General features: G+C 30.0%; 14 protein-coding genes and 2 pseudogenes. 15 read left to right on the top strand and 1 reads right to left on the bottom strand.

The window, feature by feature from the left end:
* Positions 1-93: 93 nt before the first annotated feature.
* From BR50_RS01310 to BR50_RS01245, 13 genes and pseudogenes are all read left to right on the top strand, one after another.
* Positions 94-1260 (top strand): nucleotide sugar dehydrogenase, encoded by a 1167-nt coding sequence (locus BR50_RS01310; RefSeq protein WP_034545407.1) that lies wholly within the window; start codon positions 94-96, stop codon positions 1258-1260.
* Between the two features lie 41 nt (positions 1261-1301).
* Positions 1302-2186 carry a UTP--glucose-1-phosphate uridylyltransferase GalU gene (gene galU / locus BR50_RS01305; RefSeq protein ID WP_034545405.1) on the top strand — a complete coding sequence of 295 codons (885 nt, stop codon included), beginning with the start codon at positions 1302-1304 and terminating at the stop codon, positions 2184-2186.
* Between the two features lie 225 nt (positions 2187-2411).
* On the top strand, positions 2412-3152 hold the full coding sequence (locus BR50_RS01300) for a YveK family protein (RefSeq protein WP_034545403.1): 741 nt from the start codon (positions 2412-2414) through the stop codon (positions 3150-3152).
* A gap of 14 nt (positions 3153-3166) precedes the next feature.
* Positions 3167-3871: a CpsD/CapB family tyrosine-protein kinase gene (locus tag BR50_RS01295; RefSeq protein WP_034545400.1), complete on the top strand. Its 705-nt coding sequence runs from the start codon at positions 3167-3169 to the stop codon at positions 3869-3871.
* Between the two features lie 140 nt (positions 3872-4011).
* A complete protein-coding gene (locus tag BR50_RS01290; RefSeq protein ID WP_034545397.1) occupies positions 4012-5427 on the top strand; it encodes a sugar transferase in 1416 nt (471 codons plus the stop codon).
* A gap of 507 nt (positions 5428-5934) precedes the next feature.
* Positions 5935-6246, top strand: a pseudogene (locus BR50_RS12705) (IS30 family transposase); the annotation flags it as partial.
* An 88-nt stretch (positions 6247-6334) separates the two neighbouring features.
* Positions 6335-7198, top strand: coding sequence for a glycosyltransferase family 2 protein (locus tag BR50_RS01280; protein WP_051905700.1), 864 nt, complete (start codon positions 6335-6337; stop codon positions 7196-7198).
* Positions 7199-7249: 51 nt separating this feature from the next.
* Positions 7250-8359 (top strand): glycosyltransferase, encoded by a 1110-nt coding sequence (locus tag BR50_RS01275; RefSeq protein WP_034545395.1) that lies wholly within the window; start codon positions 7250-7252, stop codon positions 8357-8359.
* Positions 8360-8417: 58 nt separating this feature from the next.
* The gene (locus BR50_RS01265; protein ID WP_143298365.1) at positions 8418-9827 is read left to right on the top strand and encodes a hypothetical protein; all 1410 of its coding nucleotides are present in this window, start codon (positions 8418-8420) and stop codon (positions 9825-9827) included.
* A gap of 912 nt (positions 9828-10739) precedes the next feature.
* Positions 10740-11618 carry a glycosyltransferase family 2 protein gene (locus BR50_RS01260; protein WP_034545386.1) on the top strand — a complete coding sequence of 293 codons (879 nt, stop codon included), beginning with the start codon at positions 10740-10742 and terminating at the stop codon, positions 11616-11618.
* Between the two features lie 60 nt (positions 11619-11678).
* Positions 11679-12815: a glycosyltransferase family 4 protein gene (locus BR50_RS01255; protein WP_034545383.1), complete on the top strand. Its 1137-nt coding sequence runs from the start codon at positions 11679-11681 to the stop codon at positions 12813-12815.
* A gap of 286 nt (positions 12816-13101) precedes the next feature.
* Positions 13102-13734 carry a CatB-related O-acetyltransferase gene (locus BR50_RS13035; RefSeq protein ID WP_034545380.1) on the top strand — a complete coding sequence of 211 codons (633 nt, stop codon included), beginning with the start codon at positions 13102-13104 and terminating at the stop codon, positions 13732-13734.
* A 24-nt stretch (positions 13735-13758) separates the two neighbouring features.
* A complete protein-coding gene (locus BR50_RS01245; RefSeq protein ID WP_034545377.1) occupies positions 13759-15177 on the top strand; it encodes a lipopolysaccharide biosynthesis protein in 1419 nt (472 codons plus the stop codon).
* 31 nt (positions 15178-15208) lie between these two features.
* Here the strand turns inward: BR50_RS01245 and BR50_RS12515 are convergent.
* Positions 15209-15899: pseudogene (locus BR50_RS12515) on the bottom strand (IS30 family transposase).
* Positions 15900-16079: 180 nt separating this feature from the next.
* On the opposite strand from BR50_RS12515, the gene rfbA reads away from it, so the two are divergent.
* Together rfbA and rfbC are read left to right on the top strand one after the other, a co-directional pair.
* Positions 16080-16952: a glucose-1-phosphate thymidylyltransferase RfbA gene (gene rfbA / locus BR50_RS01240; protein WP_034545374.1), complete on the top strand. Its 873-nt coding sequence runs from the start codon at positions 16080-16082 to the stop codon at positions 16950-16952.
* A 16-nt stretch (positions 16953-16968) separates the two neighbouring features.
* Positions 16969-17535, top strand: coding sequence for a dTDP-4-dehydrorhamnose 3,5-epimerase (gene rfbC / locus BR50_RS01235; protein ID WP_034545372.1), 567 nt, complete (start codon positions 16969-16971; stop codon positions 17533-17535).
* Positions 17536-17547 lie beyond the last annotated feature (12 nt).

Genomic DNA, 17547 nt, shown 5'->3' with positions numbered 1-17547 from the left:
TGATTGTTATTGGTTTAGTAATCTGCTATTATTAAAGTATTAGTTTGAAATTTTTCGTTTTAAAATATAAAAATTAGAAGGAGCCAATCCATTTTGAAAATTACAGTAGTCGGAACCGGTTATGTTGGGTTATCCAATGCCGTTCTTTTAGCACAACACAATGAAGTAACAGCGTTAGAAATTATCGAAGAAAAAGTAACTTTGATAAACAATAAAAAATCGCCAATCGTTGATAAAGAGATTGAAGAATACCTAGCAACAAAAGAATTGAATTTAACAGCTACAACAGATAAAACAAAGGCTTACAAAGATGCTCAGTATGTTATCATCGCTACACCAACAAACTATGATGAAAAGAAAAACTATTTCGATACGTCAACAGTCGAAGGTGTCATTGAAGACGTTCTTAAATACAATCCACAAGCGACTATGATCATAAAATCAACTGTACCAGTTGGGTATACAAAAGAAACAAAAGAAACATATGGAGTAGACAACATTATTTTCGCTCCAGAATTTTTACGTGAAGGCAAAGCCCTTTATGACAATCTTTACCCATCGCGTATTGTTGTTGGTGCACAAACGGAAGCAGCTAAAACGTATGCCAATCTGTTAGTCGAAGCAGCTATTAAAGAAGACATTGCCGTTTTATTTATGAATTCGACAGAAGCTGAAGCAGTCAAATTATTTTCCAATACTTACTTAGCATTACGGGTAGCTTATTTTAATGAATTGGATACGTATGCAGAAGTTAGAGGATTAGATACAAAATCAATCGTTGATGGTGTAGGGTTAGATCCAAGAATTGGGACACATTACAATAACCCTTCATTTGGCTATGGCGGTTATTGTTTGCCAAAAGATACTAAACAACTCTTGGCTAACTATGAAGAGGTACCAAATAATATTATTGGCGCAATCGTGGATGCGAACCGTACGCGCAAAGACCATGTGGCGAATATGGTTATGAAGCGTGATCCAAAAGTAGTTGGAATCTATCGTTTGACGATGAAAACCGATTCGGATAACTTTAGAGCGTCATCTATACAAGGCATTATGAAGCGCATCAAGGCAAAAGGAATTGAAGTAGTTGTTTATGAACCGGTGTTAAAAGATGACACCTTCTATAATTCAAAAGTGATCCGTGATTTTGACGAATTTAAAAAAGTTTCTGATGTGATCGTTTCAAACCGTTTAGCAAAAGAATTGATGGATGTACAAGAAAAAGTCTATACTAGAGATTTATTCCATACAGATTAATAATTAATTAATTGAACTTAATCTATTAGGAGGTAAAGGATATGTCAAAAGTAAGAAAAGCTGTGATTCCTGCAGCTGGATTAGGGACTCGTTTTTTACCAGCTACGAAAGCTACGGCAAAAGAAATGTTGCCAATCGTGGATAAACCAACGATTCAATTTATTATTGAAGAAGCCATTGAATCAGGGATCGAAGAAATCTTGATTGTTACAGGAAGAAGTAAACGCTCAATTGAAGACCATTTTGACTCTAACTTTGAATTAGAGCAGAATCTTATAATGAAAGAAAAGTATGAATTATTAAAATTAGTGGAAAGTACGACAAAAATTAAATTACATTTTGTACGCCAGTCATATCCTAAAGGTTTAGGAGATGCAGTCCTGCATGGGAAAAGCTTTGTAGGGAATGAACCATTTATTGTTTTGCTTGGGGATGACTTGATGGTCGATGAAGTTCCATTGACCAAACAATTGATGAATCACTACGATGAAACACATTCATCTGTTCTAGCTACTATGCGTGTGCCCCATAAAGATACATCTAAATATGGTATCGTCGATCTAGATGGAGAAGTCTCTAAGGACTTATACAAAGTCAATCACTTTGTTGAAAAGCCAAAATCGGAAGATGCGCCAAGTGACTTAGCAATCATTGGTCGTTACTTGCTGACACCAGAGATTTTTGACATTCTTGAAAAACAAGAACCCGGTGCTGGCAATGAAATCCAGTTAACGGATGCTATCGAGACCTTGAATAAAACGCAACAAGTCTTAGCCCATGAATTCAAAGGAAAACGGTATGACGTTGGAGACAAATTTGGTTATATGATGACCAATATCGAATATGGTCTTGGACATAAAGAAGTTAAAGATGACTTAAAAGAATACATTATCCAATTAAGTAAAGAACTAGTTGGCAGAAATTAAATAAAAAAATAAAGAGCTCAAATAAGAGCTCTTTATTTTTTTAACGAGTATTTATTTAAAGTAACCTGTCAATGAAAAAATCTCAAATAGTCATCCTAAAAGAATTGGAATTTGTCAGATAAAATAACTTTATTTTTGTTCATATATAAAAAATGGTATGGTATACTATTTATTGTATTTTAAAATAACAATTGATTTAAAAAAAGATTTAAGCAGGAGGAAGAAATGGAAGAAGAAATTAGCTTATCAGAATTATTCATTACATTAAAAAAACGCTTGTCATTGATCATCAGTTTAGGTATGATTGCTCTAATACTTGCGGCTGGATTCACCTTTTTCATCGCAACGCCCCAGTATAATGCTACAACACAAATTTTGGTAAATCGGACAACAGAATCTGCAGAAGGACTGCAACTTACAGATATCAACACAAATGTGCAAATGATCAATACATATAAAGATATCATTAAAGGGCCAGTTATTTTAAATGAAGTCCAAGAAAACTTGGAAACTAATTTAACAACAACTGAATTATCTGAAAAAATTGAAATTACAACGCAAGAAAATTCGCAAGTTTTTTCATTGACTGTAACAGATGATAGTCCTTACGATGCAGCAGAGATTGCAAACGCTGTTGCGGTTACTTTCCAAAGCGAAATTGGGAATATCATGAATGTTGAGAACGTGACGATTATTTCTGAAGCTGTTCCCGTAACAGATCAAATTTCACCAAATAATTCATTGAATTTAGTGATTGGGTTACTAGTTGGTCTAATGTTAGGTGTTGGGATCGCCTTCTTACTAGAATTCATGGATAAAACGGTCAGAGATGAACGATTTATTACAGAAACGTTAGGCTGGTCCGTATTAGGAAGTGTTTCTGAAATGTCAAATGATGAATTAAAAGCAGAAGTAAGAGTAAAAAAAGCTGAATTAAATACAAGAAGAACAAAAAGTAGAGTATAAAAGAGGTGAGAGAAATGTTTAATAAAAAGCAAAAGCAATTAGATAATAATGAACGTCCAAGTTTAGTTACCTTAACAAGACCAAGTTCAGTGATCGCTGAACAATTTAGAACGATCCGTACCAATATTCAATTTTCAATGGTAGATAAAAATCTTAAAACACTAGTCATCACTTCAGCTGGACCGGGTGCAGGGAAATCTACCATATCAGCTAATCTAGCCGTTACTTTTGCTATGCAAGGCAAAAAAGTTTTGATCGTCGATGCAGATATGCGTAAGCCAACAGTCCATAAGACATTCCGCTTGCCCAACCGTGATGGATTGACAACCTTATTGACTGAAAGAGACGTTGAAATCAAAGACATTGCTCATCGCGTAGATACAGAAGGATTGTTTATCATTACAAGTGGCGTCATTCCGCCAAATCCATCAGAGTTACTGGCATCTAAACGGATGGATCAACTAATAACCGAATTTGAAGATCTATTCGATTTGATTATTTTTGATATGCCTCCGGTCATCGCTGTTACAGATGCCCAAGTGATGGCAAGTAAAGCTGATGGCACGATTTTTGTTGTGAATAAAGATGGTGCGGATAAAGAAATGGACACAAAATCAAAAGAACTACTTGAAAAAGTAAAAGCGAATGTCATCGGTGTTGTATTCAACCGAGTGGAATTGAAAGGCGATAATTATTATTACTATTACGGAGCAGAATAAAATCGCAAATGCTATTTTTATTCTCTATGACGTATGTATTTCACGTTATTATTATGGGATAAATCAAAAAATGATGACTTTCATTAATTAATACCGTATAAAAAAATCTATACATATTAAAGTTCTGAAAGGATTGTAGGATGTATAAAGTAGCGAATAGCGGTTGGTTAAAGCATTTTGATTTTATGGTAGTTGATATCTTATTGCTAGAAGTTGCATTTATTATTGCATATAAGATTCGCTTCGGGGTATCCTCCCCCATCGAAACAATCAACTATTCAATATTAGCAGTTATTCTTCCGATTTTGCATATTTTTATTGTTTTCTTCACGGAAGAGTATTCAGGGATATTAAGAAGAGGATATTTGAAAGAATTTAAAGCAATCTTGCAACATAACCTTATCTTGGCTGCACTGGTAATATTCTATATGTTTGCAACACAACAATCAGAATACTACTCCCGTAGCGTCTTTTTTATTATTTTTGGGATCAATATTGTTTTCTCTTGGATTAGTAGAGCTTTTGTGAAAAAAGCATTGTTGTTTACTTATTCAAATGAAAAGAACCGGAAGTATATGTTGGTTGTGGCTTCAACGAAAGCAGAGGTAGAGAAAACAACACAACAGCTGCAAGCAGGGAAGTATAATAATTATGCCGTTAGAGGGCTCGTAATTGTAGATGTCGATATGGAAGGTGATACGATCAAAGGAGTCCCAGTTGTGGCGAATGAAGATACTCTTTATGAATATCTTCGGACGAACACGGTAGATGGTGTTTTTATTCAAATACATAATTCACATTATGATATAGAGGTGTTAACTGCTAAATTATTAAAAATGGGAGTTACAGTCCATATCTCTTTGGCTCATTTATCAAGCGAGATGCCGAATAAGGTTGTCGAGGAAATAAATGGTTTTACGGTCCTGACGACAAGCATCAAAATGGCAACAAACCGTCAGTTAGTTATAAAGAGAATGATTGATATTTCTGGCGGATTGTTTGGGTTATTCGCAACTATTATCGCATTTGTCGTATTTGCACCAATTATTTATATCCAGTCTCCTGGCCCGATATTCTTCTCGCAAGAAAGAGTGGGGAGAAATGGCCGACGTTTCCAAATCTACAAATTCCGATCTATGTACATGGACGCTGAGGAATGCAAGAAAGAATTGATGGTACATAATAAGATGGATGGCCTGATGTTTAAAATGGATAATGATCCACGAATCATGCCGATTGGTAAATTTATTCGCCGTGTTTCAATAGATGAATTACCGCAGAGTATCAATATACTTAGAGGTGATATGAGCCTTGTCGGAACAAGACCACCGACAGTGGATGAATACGATAAATACAAACTACACCATAAACGTAGGCTAGCAGCTAAACCCGGGTTAACGGGTATGTGGCAAGTAAGCGGTAGAAGTGATATTACTGATTTTGAAGAAATCGTCAAACTAGATACAGAGTATATTCAAAATTTTTCTTTGAGTTTGTATCTAAAGATCCTCTTTAAAACAGTGGGGGTTGTGCTAAGAAAAAAAGGTTCAATATAAACCTAAATCGTCCATAATTCTAAAATTTCCCCATCACCTACTTGATTAAAATTTTAACGTTTCTATAGAATAGTAAAGTGTTAAATTGATACTAGGGTTCATTATCTAGATAACTTGCTATTTTCATAACTAGAAAATGTTGGTGATAATAGTACTCTATCATTATCGCTTTATTTATGACATTTAGGGCTATTCTTATTCACTCCTCTGTTTTTTTTAGCGGGAAAGGCAAATTAAGTTTACCATGAATGGCCATTTCATGTTGCTTAGCTTAATATTACAAGCGACGACTTATAGATTCAGTATAGAATATAATTTTTAACATGATTTTATTTAAGAGATTTGAGGGAAAAATTTTGAAGAGTATTTAATTTATTACGCCAATTGTAAAATTAAGCTAGACAAATAAAAAGCCATTCGTGGTAAACTCAAAATGTAATTCTGACAAAAGAAGACATAGGAATAATCACGAATGACCTGCATATCTTACCACGGATGAGCTAGTAAAATAAAAGGCTTTGTGGGCGTCACAGAATCTTTCTCCCAAAGAAACAACAGGGCTACATCAAAGAGAAATTCACTCAAGGATGGACTCCTGATGTCATTAGTGGTCGGGCTGAAGAGTCTTTAGAGTGTTCTGCTTGCACCCTTTACCACCAATTTAAAGAAAAAATCTTTGATGAAACAACACTCCCAATGAAGGGAGAAAGAAAGTCAAATGGTCATAAAGAGCGTTGGGTAAGACAAGCTTTCAAGCGGAATATTGTAGAAAGAGAGAAAGATTACCCTCAATTCAATAAAGAATTTGGCCATTTGAAAGTATTTTTGAGTTACATAGATGAAAATAGTTTGTCTAGCTTAATTTGACAAATCAGGTATTTAAATAATCGATAGGAGAGTTTAAAGAATGGATACTTCAAAAATAGCACTTTTTATACCAACATATAATGCAGGACCGGATTTTAATAAGGTACTTAATTTAATAGATGAACAAGCAAAGTATATTAATAAAAAGTACATAATTGATTCATCTTCTTCAGATGATACAGTTAAGATTGCTAAAAATCATAATTTTGATGTGAAAGTTATTAAAAGTGAAGAATTTGGACATGGTAAAACACGCACAGAAGCTGGTAAAGATTTAGAAGATTTTGATTATGTTATTTATATGACTCAAGATATCTATTTGCAAAAAAATGCATTAAAATCATTAATTGATTTTATTAGAGAAAATTCTGAAATTGCTGTTGCCTATGGAAAACAAGAAGTTGATATTGAAAGAGGGAATATATTTGAATATCGATCAAGATATTTTAATTATTCCGAAAAAAATTTAGTGAAATCAAAAGAAGACATACCAAATTTAGGCATTAAAACTGTATTTACATCAGATGCGTTTTGTATTTATGATACTATGAAATTAAAAGAAATAAATTATTTCCCTGAAAATTTACAATTTTCAGAGGATATGTATGCTGCTGTAAAATTTATAAACGCGAACTATAAAGTAGGGTATTGTGCAAATTCAAAAGTTTTTCATACTCATAATTTTTCTTTAAAAGAAGAATTTAATAGATATAAAAGTATTGGGAATTTCCATAGAGAATACCCTGAAATACAGATGCAATTTGGGGAGAATACTACTGAGGGTTTTAAACTAGTAATAAATGAAATGAAATATCTAATTAGAAATAGAAAAATTAATAAAATACCTGAATCAATATTAAGAAATCTAGCCAAGTATATTGGATATCGAACTATAAAAAAATAAATTAATAAAGTGATTTTTTTTCTAAAAATATTGAAATGAGGTGCCTTTCAAGTGAAAACCATAGTAATTTCTGGTATAAATTCAGTAGAAGGTGGAATATATTCAGTTCTTACAGATTGTATGGATACCATAATTAAAGAGAACATTAATAAAAAATTTAATGTAATTGCATTAGTACATAAAGTAGAATTGCTAAAAAGGTATGAAAATGATATAAAATTAGTAGAATTCCCTAAATCTAAATCTAGTTGGTTAAACAGATTATGGTATGAATATGTTTATTTTTACTTTTATTCTAGAAAAATAAAAGTAGATATTTGGATATCATTACATGATATAACGCCAAACGTTAAAGCAAAAAAAAAATATGTATATTGTCATAATTCAACTCCATTTATGGATAAAGATATAAAAAATATTAAGTATGATTATAAAGTTTATTTGTTTTCACTATTTTATAAATATCTTTATAAAATAAATATAAGAAAAAATACAGGGGTAATTGTACAACAAGAGTGGTTGAGAGTAGAATTTGAAAAAATGTTTAATATAAATAATGTTATTGTCGCACGACCTGTTTTAACATCTAAAAAGGTATCTGAACCTAAAGAATTCAAGTTTAATGAAAAAAAAATGTTTATTTTTCCAAGTTATCCTAGATTTTTTAAAAATTTCGAAGTGATTTGTGAAGCATCTAAATTTTTGGATGAGAAAAAAATTATTAATTATGAGGTGTTATTAACCATTGATGGAACTGAAAATAGATATACACATGACCTAATGAGTAAATATGAAAATTTAGAACACGTAAAATTTGTTGGATTACTAAAAAAAGAAGAGCTAATCAATTTATATGAAAAAGTTGATTGTTTAATTTTTCCATCAAAATTAGAAACCTGGGGACTTCCAATTTCAGAATTTAAAGATAGTGGTAAACCTATTTTAGTATCTGATTTACCGTATGCTCACGAAACTATAGGGTCATATAGAAAAGTGAATTTTTTTAATCCTTCAAATTATAAAAAATTAGCAGAGTTAATGCAAGATGTTATAGAAAATAAAAATAATTATTCGGAATCTAGTAACATAAAACCACAACAACCCTATTTAGAAAATTGGGAAGAGCTGTTAAATTATATTCTCGAAAAACAAAGTTTTTAAATTTATTAAAACATACTCTTATTAATTAAATAAAGTAAAATGTAAAGTGAGTGGTACAATGACAATTTTTTCATTTATATTAATTGTAACCCTGTTAGTAATCTTTTTTTTAAATAAATCTTTAAAAAATATATACAAAAAATTATTGATATTAACTATTATATTAGAAATAAATATAGGTGCTGGATATTTCTTGAAATTTGGAAACACTGAATTTTCTTTTAGTGAAGTTGTAACAGGTATTCTATTAATTACTTCTTTGTTCTTTTTAATAAGAGTGCCTATAAATAAAAAAATATTTTTAACAATATCTTGTTTAATAGCGGTCATCATTATTGGGGTTCTTTTTATGATAGTCATCCCGTATAATGGACTTATTATAGATTTTTCTGGATCATGGGATGAATATTTATATGGAGTTCAGGATAAGGTGAATGTCAATTTTACGATTCAGCCAATATTGTTTGTTATTAGGATTCTGATATTTATCGTGTTGTTGCTGGTTAATGAGAGTGTTTTTACAAAAAAAGATTGGAATAGTGTTATAAAATATGTATTATACTTCTCAAAATTAAGTATAATTTGGGGAGTTTTTGAATGGATAACAAAAAACGTTTTTGTCACTAATATTATGAACAATATTAGTAATAAAATCTTTGGTATAGGAGAATCAACGTATACAAATCTAATATTGAGAGATGATACGTATGCTATTATGGGGTTTTCAAGGGAACCTTCTGGATATGCTATTACTTTAGCTTATATTGCGATACTCCTGATTTATAATATAAAGATAAATCAGGATAAAATGTTTTGGCTATATATTAATGTTGCTTTATTATTTTTATCTATGTCTCTTTCTTCTATTGTATTAGGTACTATGATAATTATAATTTCTATTTTGGTATTTGAAGTTAAAATTACTAAAGCTAATGTATTGAAGAAGATGTTAACTTTATTAGTAATCATTGGGCTGATTATATATATATTAAATCAAAATAGTAGTGATAATTATTATATGCTAAGGTTGGAAAATTCAATAAATGAATTCCAATTAATTCTTAAAGGTAGATATAATACCGGTATTATAACTTCAGAAAAGGTTCGTATTATTAGTATAGTTGATACTTTTAAAGTATTTTTAGATAGACCATTATTTGGATTAGGAATAGGTACCACTAGTTCTCATTCATCAATAATCAGTATTTTATCTAATATTGGCGTAATTGGTTTTTTTTATTGGGTAAAAACAATTAAGAGTATTGGACAAATTATAAGTTATAATAATTTGAAATTTAATATTACTTTAATTATATTTCTTATTCCTTTTCTTGTTATAGGTGATTTCTCCTTGCTATATGGATTAGACATTATCCCTATAATTTTAGTAATTAAAATTATTTATAGTCAATTTAATGAAAATGTGAGTTATCAGATTATACTAGACAGAACATCGTCATTTATTTAGCTAAATATACTCCCTAGGATGACTGATAACTCAATGATTTTTGTGGAATGTTATTCTGTTTATATGCAACTAAAGAAACAAAAGATTGGTTGAACTGATTGAAGTCAATCTCTTTGGAAAGGCCAACTTTTTCGAATAAGAATGCTAAAATTTTCATTTGAAATTCATTTAGCAGGTGTAACGAAATCTTCAATATATATTAAGATAACGAGAGGGTTAAATAGTCAGCTCTGATTAGAAAAAATTCATGTAATCAAAATGAGATAAAAGAATTTTTGGAATACCTTGAAACTATTGATTCATAACATTTTTCATGTCACTTATCTTTTTATTATTGATTTTCGAGTTAAGAATGACTATAAATAGATGTTTCGCTATTTTTATGACAGCACTTTTAGTATAGTAATTCTAATGATGTTGGCTTCGATATACCCTAATTATTCTTTCAACTGGTAGTGAAAAGTACGTATAGATTAATTAATAGTATCTTTCGTCCAAACAGCAATAACATACTGCATTTAATTTCAAGAGATTTTCTCTTTGATGAAGGTTGTTGTTTCTTTGTTAGTATGATTTTTTTAACCCATAACGTTTCTCCTTTCCTTTAGACTGTTTGAAATATTCAAAGCTTGTATAATATTATTTCAAGAAGCAATGACTTTGTAAATAGGTGTTCGAGTTTGTTTTAGTTAGACTGCTATTTGAGTAACTGAGCTATTTCTTTAGGAAGAATAAACTGTCATCACTAGTTTATCTAGTATCTCTCTTATGTCATATTTAGCTAGAATTAAATTTTTAGTGTATCACAAATTGATTTTTTATTTTATTTAGCTTAATTTCACACCTTAAGTTTAATAAAAATCGAATGCCCATGTATATCAATTATTAAAAAATATATGTTAGGAGAATCTAATGCAAACTTCAGGAGTTGTAATTCTTAATTTTAATTCAGCAAATACAACGATACAATTAGTAAATAGGTTGGAAAAATTTTCATACTTTGAAAAAGTAGTTATCGTTGATAATTGTTCAAATGATAACTCATTTGATATATTAAGAAAAATAGTATCTAATAAAGTGGATGTGATACAAACAAAAGAGAATAAAGGATATTCTTATGGAAATAATTATGGAATAAAATTTTTAGAGAAATTCAAATTAGATATAATTTTTATAGCTAATCCAGATGTTAATTTTGAAGAGGTAGTAGTAAAGAGAATTATTGATGTTTTTTCAGATAAGAGATATAGAGATTATGCTTTATTATCTTCAGCCAGAGTTGATAGTGATAAACAGTTTACACAAAATCAGCATTGGAAAATTCCAACCTATACGAGAGAAATAATGGATTGCTTTTTTTTACTTAGGCTACTAAATAAGAAAAAAGCAATATACTCCTTTAACAAAAATTCCTGTGACATTATAGATGTCGAAGTAGTACCTGGAAGTTTTTTTGCAGTAAGAGCCGATGTATTAAAGAATATAGGCTATTTTGATGAAAATGTTTTTTTATTTTATGAAGAAAATATTCTAGCTTATAAATTAAAGAATAAAAATTATAAAGAAGGTATTTTGACAAAATATCATTATATACATGATCATGATAATTCCTCAACAATATCATTAGAAGCCTCATCTAAAGCTTTAGAAATTTCTATGAGATCAGCATTATATTTTCAAAAAAAATATAATGCTATTAATAAGTTAGAAATAAAAATATTAGAAATAGGTATGAGATATTGTTTGTTTGAAAGAAAAATATTAATAAAAATAAAAAAAAGATTTAATTAAGAAATTCATGTTTTTATAATTAACTTTGTTAGAAATATAGAATGGAACAGGAGAACAATAATGAAAATAGCCTTTATTTCGGTTGGAGATCCGGTAGATAAAAAAATATGGTCTGGAACGACTAATAAGATTTATACAATGTTATCTGAAAAATATGATGTAAAATTAATTAATGTACATAAGAGCCCCTTATTAGAATTCTTAACTAAAGCTTTGGTATATATATCTAGAAATATACTAAAAAAAAATTACGATCGTTCTCATAATTTAATTATTGCAAAAAACTACTCTAATCAAGTGTTAAAAAAAATAAAAAAAACGAGTGATATAGACTTGATTTTTTTAACAGGAAATAGTCAATGTATAACTTATCTTAAGACAAAAATACCCATAATTTATTTGACAGATGCTACTTTTGCAGTTATGTTAAATTATTATCCATCGTTTGAAAAATTATTAAAAATAAATCAAATGGAAGGTAATAAAATAGAAATGAGTGCACTTTTAAAAGCCAGTAAAATTATTTTTGCTTCAGATTGGGCAAAAAACTCTGCTTTAAATGATTATTCAATTTCTAGTTCAAAATGCATAACTATCCCATTTGGGGCTAATCTATCTAAAGTTCCGGAGTCTGATAATATTGACTTTAAAAAGAAGGATAATGAAATAAATTTATTGTTTTTAGGAGTTGAATGGGAAAGAAAAGGGGGAGAGATAGCAATAGCAACGGTAAAAGAATTAAGAAAAAGAGAAGTTAAAGCAAATTTAATAATAGTCGGATGTTCTCCCCCATATGAAGTAAATGAATTTTATATTAAAGTTGAAGGTTTTTTAAATAAAAATATAGAAAAAGAAGAAAAAAAATTAATAGAAATCATTTCAAATAGCGATATTTTAATTTTACCAACAAAAGCAGAATGTGCTGGCATTGCTTTTGCAGAGGCTTGTGCATATGGATTACCAAGTATAACTTTTGATACTGGGGGCATAAGTAATTACGTAGTCAATGGATACAATGGTTATAGAATTAATCTTAAAGCAAGAGAAGTAGAGTTTGCTAATGTAATTGAAGAAATATTTATAGACGAAAAAAAATTGAATCTTTTTAGAGAAAATTCTAGAAGATTATATGAAGACAAATTGAATTGGCATAAATGGTTGTTAGAAGTAGATGATATAATAAAGACCATTCATTAAATTGCAAGACTTAATTTAATAATGAAAATATCGAGCTCAAAAAGTATTCTTATGAATGTTGTAGTGCTATCTAAATATTTATACCATTTAAAATCTCACTAAAACTGCGTTTCTAAACTATTAATAGATGAAAGAAATTAAATTTCCGGAAATATAGAATTATTTAAGATCGTATTAAAGATATCCCAACCTTTATTAAAAAAGTCTTAATATGATAATAACTCTGGTATATTCTCATATAGCTTTTAGTTACTGTAAAATATTCAATGAAAAGGGAGGAGGAAAAATGATTTATAAAATAATTTATATGTTGAAGATAGTGTTATTTAAGAAGAAATGGAGAAAAGTAAATAAAAAAAATTTTACCACGGTATCTAAGATATTTCCATTAGATATTGTAAAAGTGGGAACATATACTTATGGTGTGCTTAATATATATAGTTATGGTTCTAAAAATGAAAGATTGAGTATTGGAAGTTTTGTTTCTATTGCTTCGGATGTTACCTTTATGCTCGGAGGTAATCACATGTTAAACACATTATCTACGTATCCTTTTAGGGTAATGATTAATGGAGAGGAAGCAGAAGCGATATCTAAAGGAGAAATTATAATTAATGATGATGTATGGATTGGAACTAATTCTATAATCTTAAGCGGTGTTAGAGTTGGGAAAGGTGCCGTTATTGGAGCAGGAAGTATAGTAACTAAGGATGTTCCCCCATATGCTATTGTGGGTGGAAATCCTGCAAAGATTATAAAATTTCGTTTTTCAAAAGAAATAATCGAACAAATTATAAAGATAGATTTATCTTATTTAACTGAAAAAAATATAAAATCACATATTGATGATTTGTATATACCAGTAACTAAAGAAACTCTAAGTAAAGAAGTATTCAGATTTTCAGAAGATAATTATTGAAAGAAGAAATTGAGAGGTGAAATTTTGAGTTTGAAATTTTATGAAATAATAAGAAATATCGCATACGCAGTATCATCTAATGCGATTTCATTAGTTATTTCAACTGTAGTAACTTTAATAGTCCCTAAGTTGATTGGAGTTGAGGAGTACGGTTATTGGCAATTGTATGTATTATATGCTTCTTTTATTGGTTTTTTTCAATTTGGGTGGAATGATGGTATATATTTAAGATATGCAGGAGAAAATTACAAAGAATTAGATAAGAGTTTATTCTATTCTCAATTCTGGACACTTTTTGGAACTCAAATATTTTTTTCAATAATAATTTCAGTAATAGGATTATTTTTTTCTAATGATCCAGAAAAAAAAATTATTGTTTTAACGACAGCTGTAGCGATGATTGCAGCAGGGGTTCGTGCAATGCCTCTTTTTATTTTACAAGCAACTAATAGAATAAAAGAATACGCAATAATTACAACAATTGATAAGCTCTCCTATATAATAATAATTATTGTTGCATTAATATTTGGTATAAGAAATTACCAAATATTAATAGTAGCTGACTTAATTGGGAAAATAATTTCTTTGTTTTTATCAACTTATTATTGTAAAGACATAGTTTTTCGTAAAGTTAATTCTTTTGCTTTAAATGTAACTGAAATTATGTCTAATATTCAAGGTGGAGTTAAGTTAATGATAGCTAACCTTTCGAGTACATTAGTTATAGGTATTGTTAGGTGGGGAATTGAAGATACTTGGGATATAGCAACATTTGGTAAAGTTTCCCTAACTTTAAGTATATCAAGCTCAATGATGATTTTTATAAATGCAATTGGTATAATAATATTTCCTATATTGAGAAATACTAAACTAGAAAAATTGCCAATGATATATAGAACAATAAGAGATATACTAATGGCTATTTTGTTTGGAATGCTAATTTTATATTATCCTTTGAAAGAAATTATAACAATATGGTTGCCTAATTATGCTGAAAGTTTTAAATACATGGCTCTTATTTTTCCAATTATTGTTTATGAAGGTAAAATGTCATTATTAATTAATACATATTTTAAAACTCTACGAAAAGAGCAAACTATGTTAATAATTAATGTTCTATCTATGTTTTTAAGTTTAGTGGTTACTTTCTTTACAACACGTGTATTTATAAACCTTGATTTTGCAATTTTGTCTATTTTACTTTTATTAGTTTTCAGAGTAAGCTTCTCAGAAATTGTTTTAGCTAGTTATTTGAAAATTTCTATTAAAAAGGATGTTATTAGTGAATGGATATTGACATTTTTATTTGTATTCTTTGGATGGAAATTTGATTCTTGGTTAACTTTATATTTTTATTTGTTAGCATTTTGTTTATATTTAATTTTTAAAAGAAAGGATTTTATGCAGTCCTTTAAAAATATAAGATTTTTTATAAAAAAATAACTGAGGTCAATAATTTTATATTTCTGATTTGTCAAATTAAGTTAGACAGAATATCTTCGCTCATATAACTCAAAAATACTTCCAATGGTGTTTGATATTTCAATGATTTTCCGCAGTCAAATGTGATAGAAGGGAATAAGTTTCTTGGAATGCTTTGAAACCAGTGATTCATGGCTAATTCAATATCGCTGGCCTTTCGTCCATTGGGTTTCAAGGTAATGATGACTTTCGACAAACGTTCTACTAACGTGATGACAGCACTCTTATGATAGACACCTAAAATTGTGCCGCCTTCGATATGGCCAAATTCTTCTTTAAACTGTGGATAATCTTTCTCTCTTTCTGAGATATTTCGCTTGAAAGATTGTTTTCCCCGACGTTCTTTATGACCATAGTCTTCCTTTTTCCCTTCATTGGGAGTGTGGTTTCATGGAAGATTTTTCATTTAAATTAACGATAAAAAGTACGAACGGAACAATGAATAGACTCTTCCGCCCGACATTGAGCGACTTTATCTTTGATATAGGCCTGTTTTCTTTGGGGAGAATGATTCTGTGACTCCCACAACATTTTTTCTTTTACTTGTACTGTTAGTAATATTCAAGGGCTGTAAGCTCTTCTTTCAAAAAGTTGATGACATTGTAAATAGATGTACGAGTTCGATTTAAATAAGTGGCTATTTTCGCAACTGAGATATTTTTTTTGCAATAAAACTCTAGCATCACCAGTTCATCCGTGGTACGATAGGTTTAGGTCATTCGTGATCACTCCTATGTTTTCTTTAGTCGGAAATACATGATGAGTGTACCACGAATGGCTTTTTTAGTTGTCTAACTTAATTTTACAATCGGCGATTTGTAAATACCTAGTAATAGTATTAAAAATAAAAAAAGAGGTGTATTATGAAAGGAATTATCTTAGCAGGGGGAAGTGGAACACGCTTGTATCCTTTAACCAAAGCAACATCAAAACAATTAATGCCAATTTATGATAAACCAATGATATATTATCCAATGTCAACTTTAATGTTAGCGGGCATTAAAGACATACTAATTATTTCAACACCAGATGATACACCAAGATTTGAACAATTATTTGGAAATGGATCAGAATTAGGATTGAATATAGAATATAAACTGCAAGACCAACCGAATGGTTTAGCAGAGGCGTTCATTATAGGAGAAGAATTTATAGGAGAAGATTCAGTTTGCCTTATTTTAGGAGATAACATCTATTATGGTGGAGGATTATCCAGATTATTGCAACGTTCGGCTGAAAAAGAATCTGGTGCTACGGTATTTGGCTATCATGTTAATGATCCAGAACGCTTTGGAGTTGTTGAATTTGATGAAGATATGAAGGCATTGTCGATTGAAGAAAAACCAGAAAAAGCTAAAAGTAATTATGCCGTGACGGGTTTGTATTTTTACGATAATAAAGTTGTTGAAATCGCTAAGTCTATCAAACCTTCTCATCGTGGAGAACTTGAAATTACAGATATCAATAAAGCTTATCTAGAAGCAGGAGAATTAGAAGTTGAGGTAATGGGTCGTGGGTTTGCTTGGCTAGATACAGGTACACACGAATCACTCTTAGAAGCTGGAACATTTGTTGAAACCATTGAAAAGCGTCAAAATCTTAAAGTAGCTTGTCTAGAAGAAATCTCATATCGCATGGGGTATATCTCGCGTGAAGAATTGATTGAATTGGCACAACCATTGAAAAAAAATGGATATGGTCAGTACATCTTACGCATTGCTCAAATGGATAAATAGAAGGGGGCCAAATAGTATGAAAGTATTAAATACAAAATTACAAGATGTAAAAATTATCGAGATGGCTGTTTTTGGAGATCATCGCGGTTTTTTCACTGAAAGCTACACAAAAGAAAAATTTTTAGAGGCTGGAATCGATATTGATTTTATTCAAGATAATCATTCTTTATCCGTTGAACCGGGAGTATTGAGAGGAATGCATTTCCAAACGCCCGGAAAAGCTCAAACAAAATTGATACGTGCCACAACTGGTGTCATTTATGATGTCATCGTAGATATGCGTGTGGGTTCTCCAACTTATAGTCAATGGGAAGGCTATATCTTGAGCGAGTTTAATCACCGTCAATTGTTAGTGCCTAAAGGATTTGCTCATGCGTTTGTGACCCTTACGCCCAATTGCAATGTGCAATACAAAGTGGACGAATATTACTCAAAAGAACATGATGGTGGAATCGCTTTTGATGACTCAGCTTTAAATATTCAATGGCCAATGCCAATGGATAAATTGGTCTTATCTGAAAAAGATACCAAACACCCAACATTAGCTGAATTCGATAATCTTTTTGTTTACGGTGAAATTTAAAAATAGGAGATA

Source organism: Carnobacterium alterfunditum DSM 5972 (assembly GCF_000744115.1).
Lineage (GTDB): Bacteria > Bacillota > Bacilli > Lactobacillales > Carnobacteriaceae > Carnobacterium_B > Carnobacterium_B alterfunditum.
This window is presented reverse-complemented; position numbering and strand designations above follow the sequence as displayed.

What these genes read in the sequence shown, in the direction of transcription:
- BR50_RS13035 (WP_034545380.1), top strand. Translation starts at nt 13,102, where the DNA reads ATGATTTATAAAATAATTTATATGTTGAAGATAGTGTTATTTAAGAAG.
- rfbC (WP_034545372.1), top strand. Translation starts at nt 16,969, where the DNA reads ATGAAAGTATTAAATACAAAATTACAAGATGTAAAAATTATCGAGATG.
- BR50_RS01295 (WP_034545400.1), top strand. Translation starts at nt 3,167, where the DNA reads ATGTTTAATAAAAAGCAAAAGCAATTAGATAATAATGAACGTCCAAGT.
- BR50_RS01255 (WP_034545383.1), top strand. Translation starts at nt 11,679, where the DNA reads ATGAAAATAGCCTTTATTTCGGTTGGAGATCCGGTAGATAAAAAAATA.
- BR50_RS01280 (WP_051905700.1), top strand. Translation starts at nt 6,335, where the DNA reads ATGGATACTTCAAAAATAGCACTTTTTATACCAACATATAATGCAGGA.
- BR50_RS01265 (WP_143298365.1), top strand. Translation starts at nt 8,418, where the DNA reads ATGACAATTTTTTCATTTATATTAATTGTAACCCTGTTAGTAATCTTT.
- BR50_RS01300 (WP_034545403.1), top strand. Translation starts at nt 2,412, where the DNA reads ATGGAAGAAGAAATTAGCTTATCAGAATTATTCATTACATTAAAAAAA.
- BR50_RS01290 (WP_034545397.1), top strand. Translation starts at nt 4,012, where the DNA reads ATGTATAAAGTAGCGAATAGCGGTTGGTTAAAGCATTTTGATTTTATG.
- galU (WP_034545405.1), top strand. Translation starts at nt 1,302, where the DNA reads ATGTCAAAAGTAAGAAAAGCTGTGATTCCTGCAGCTGGATTAGGGACT.
- BR50_RS01260 (WP_034545386.1), top strand. Translation starts at nt 10,740, where the DNA reads ATGCAAACTTCAGGAGTTGTAATTCTTAATTTTAATTCAGCAAATACA.
- rfbA (WP_034545374.1), top strand. Translation starts at nt 16,080, where the DNA reads ATGAAAGGAATTATCTTAGCAGGGGGAAGTGGAACACGCTTGTATCCT.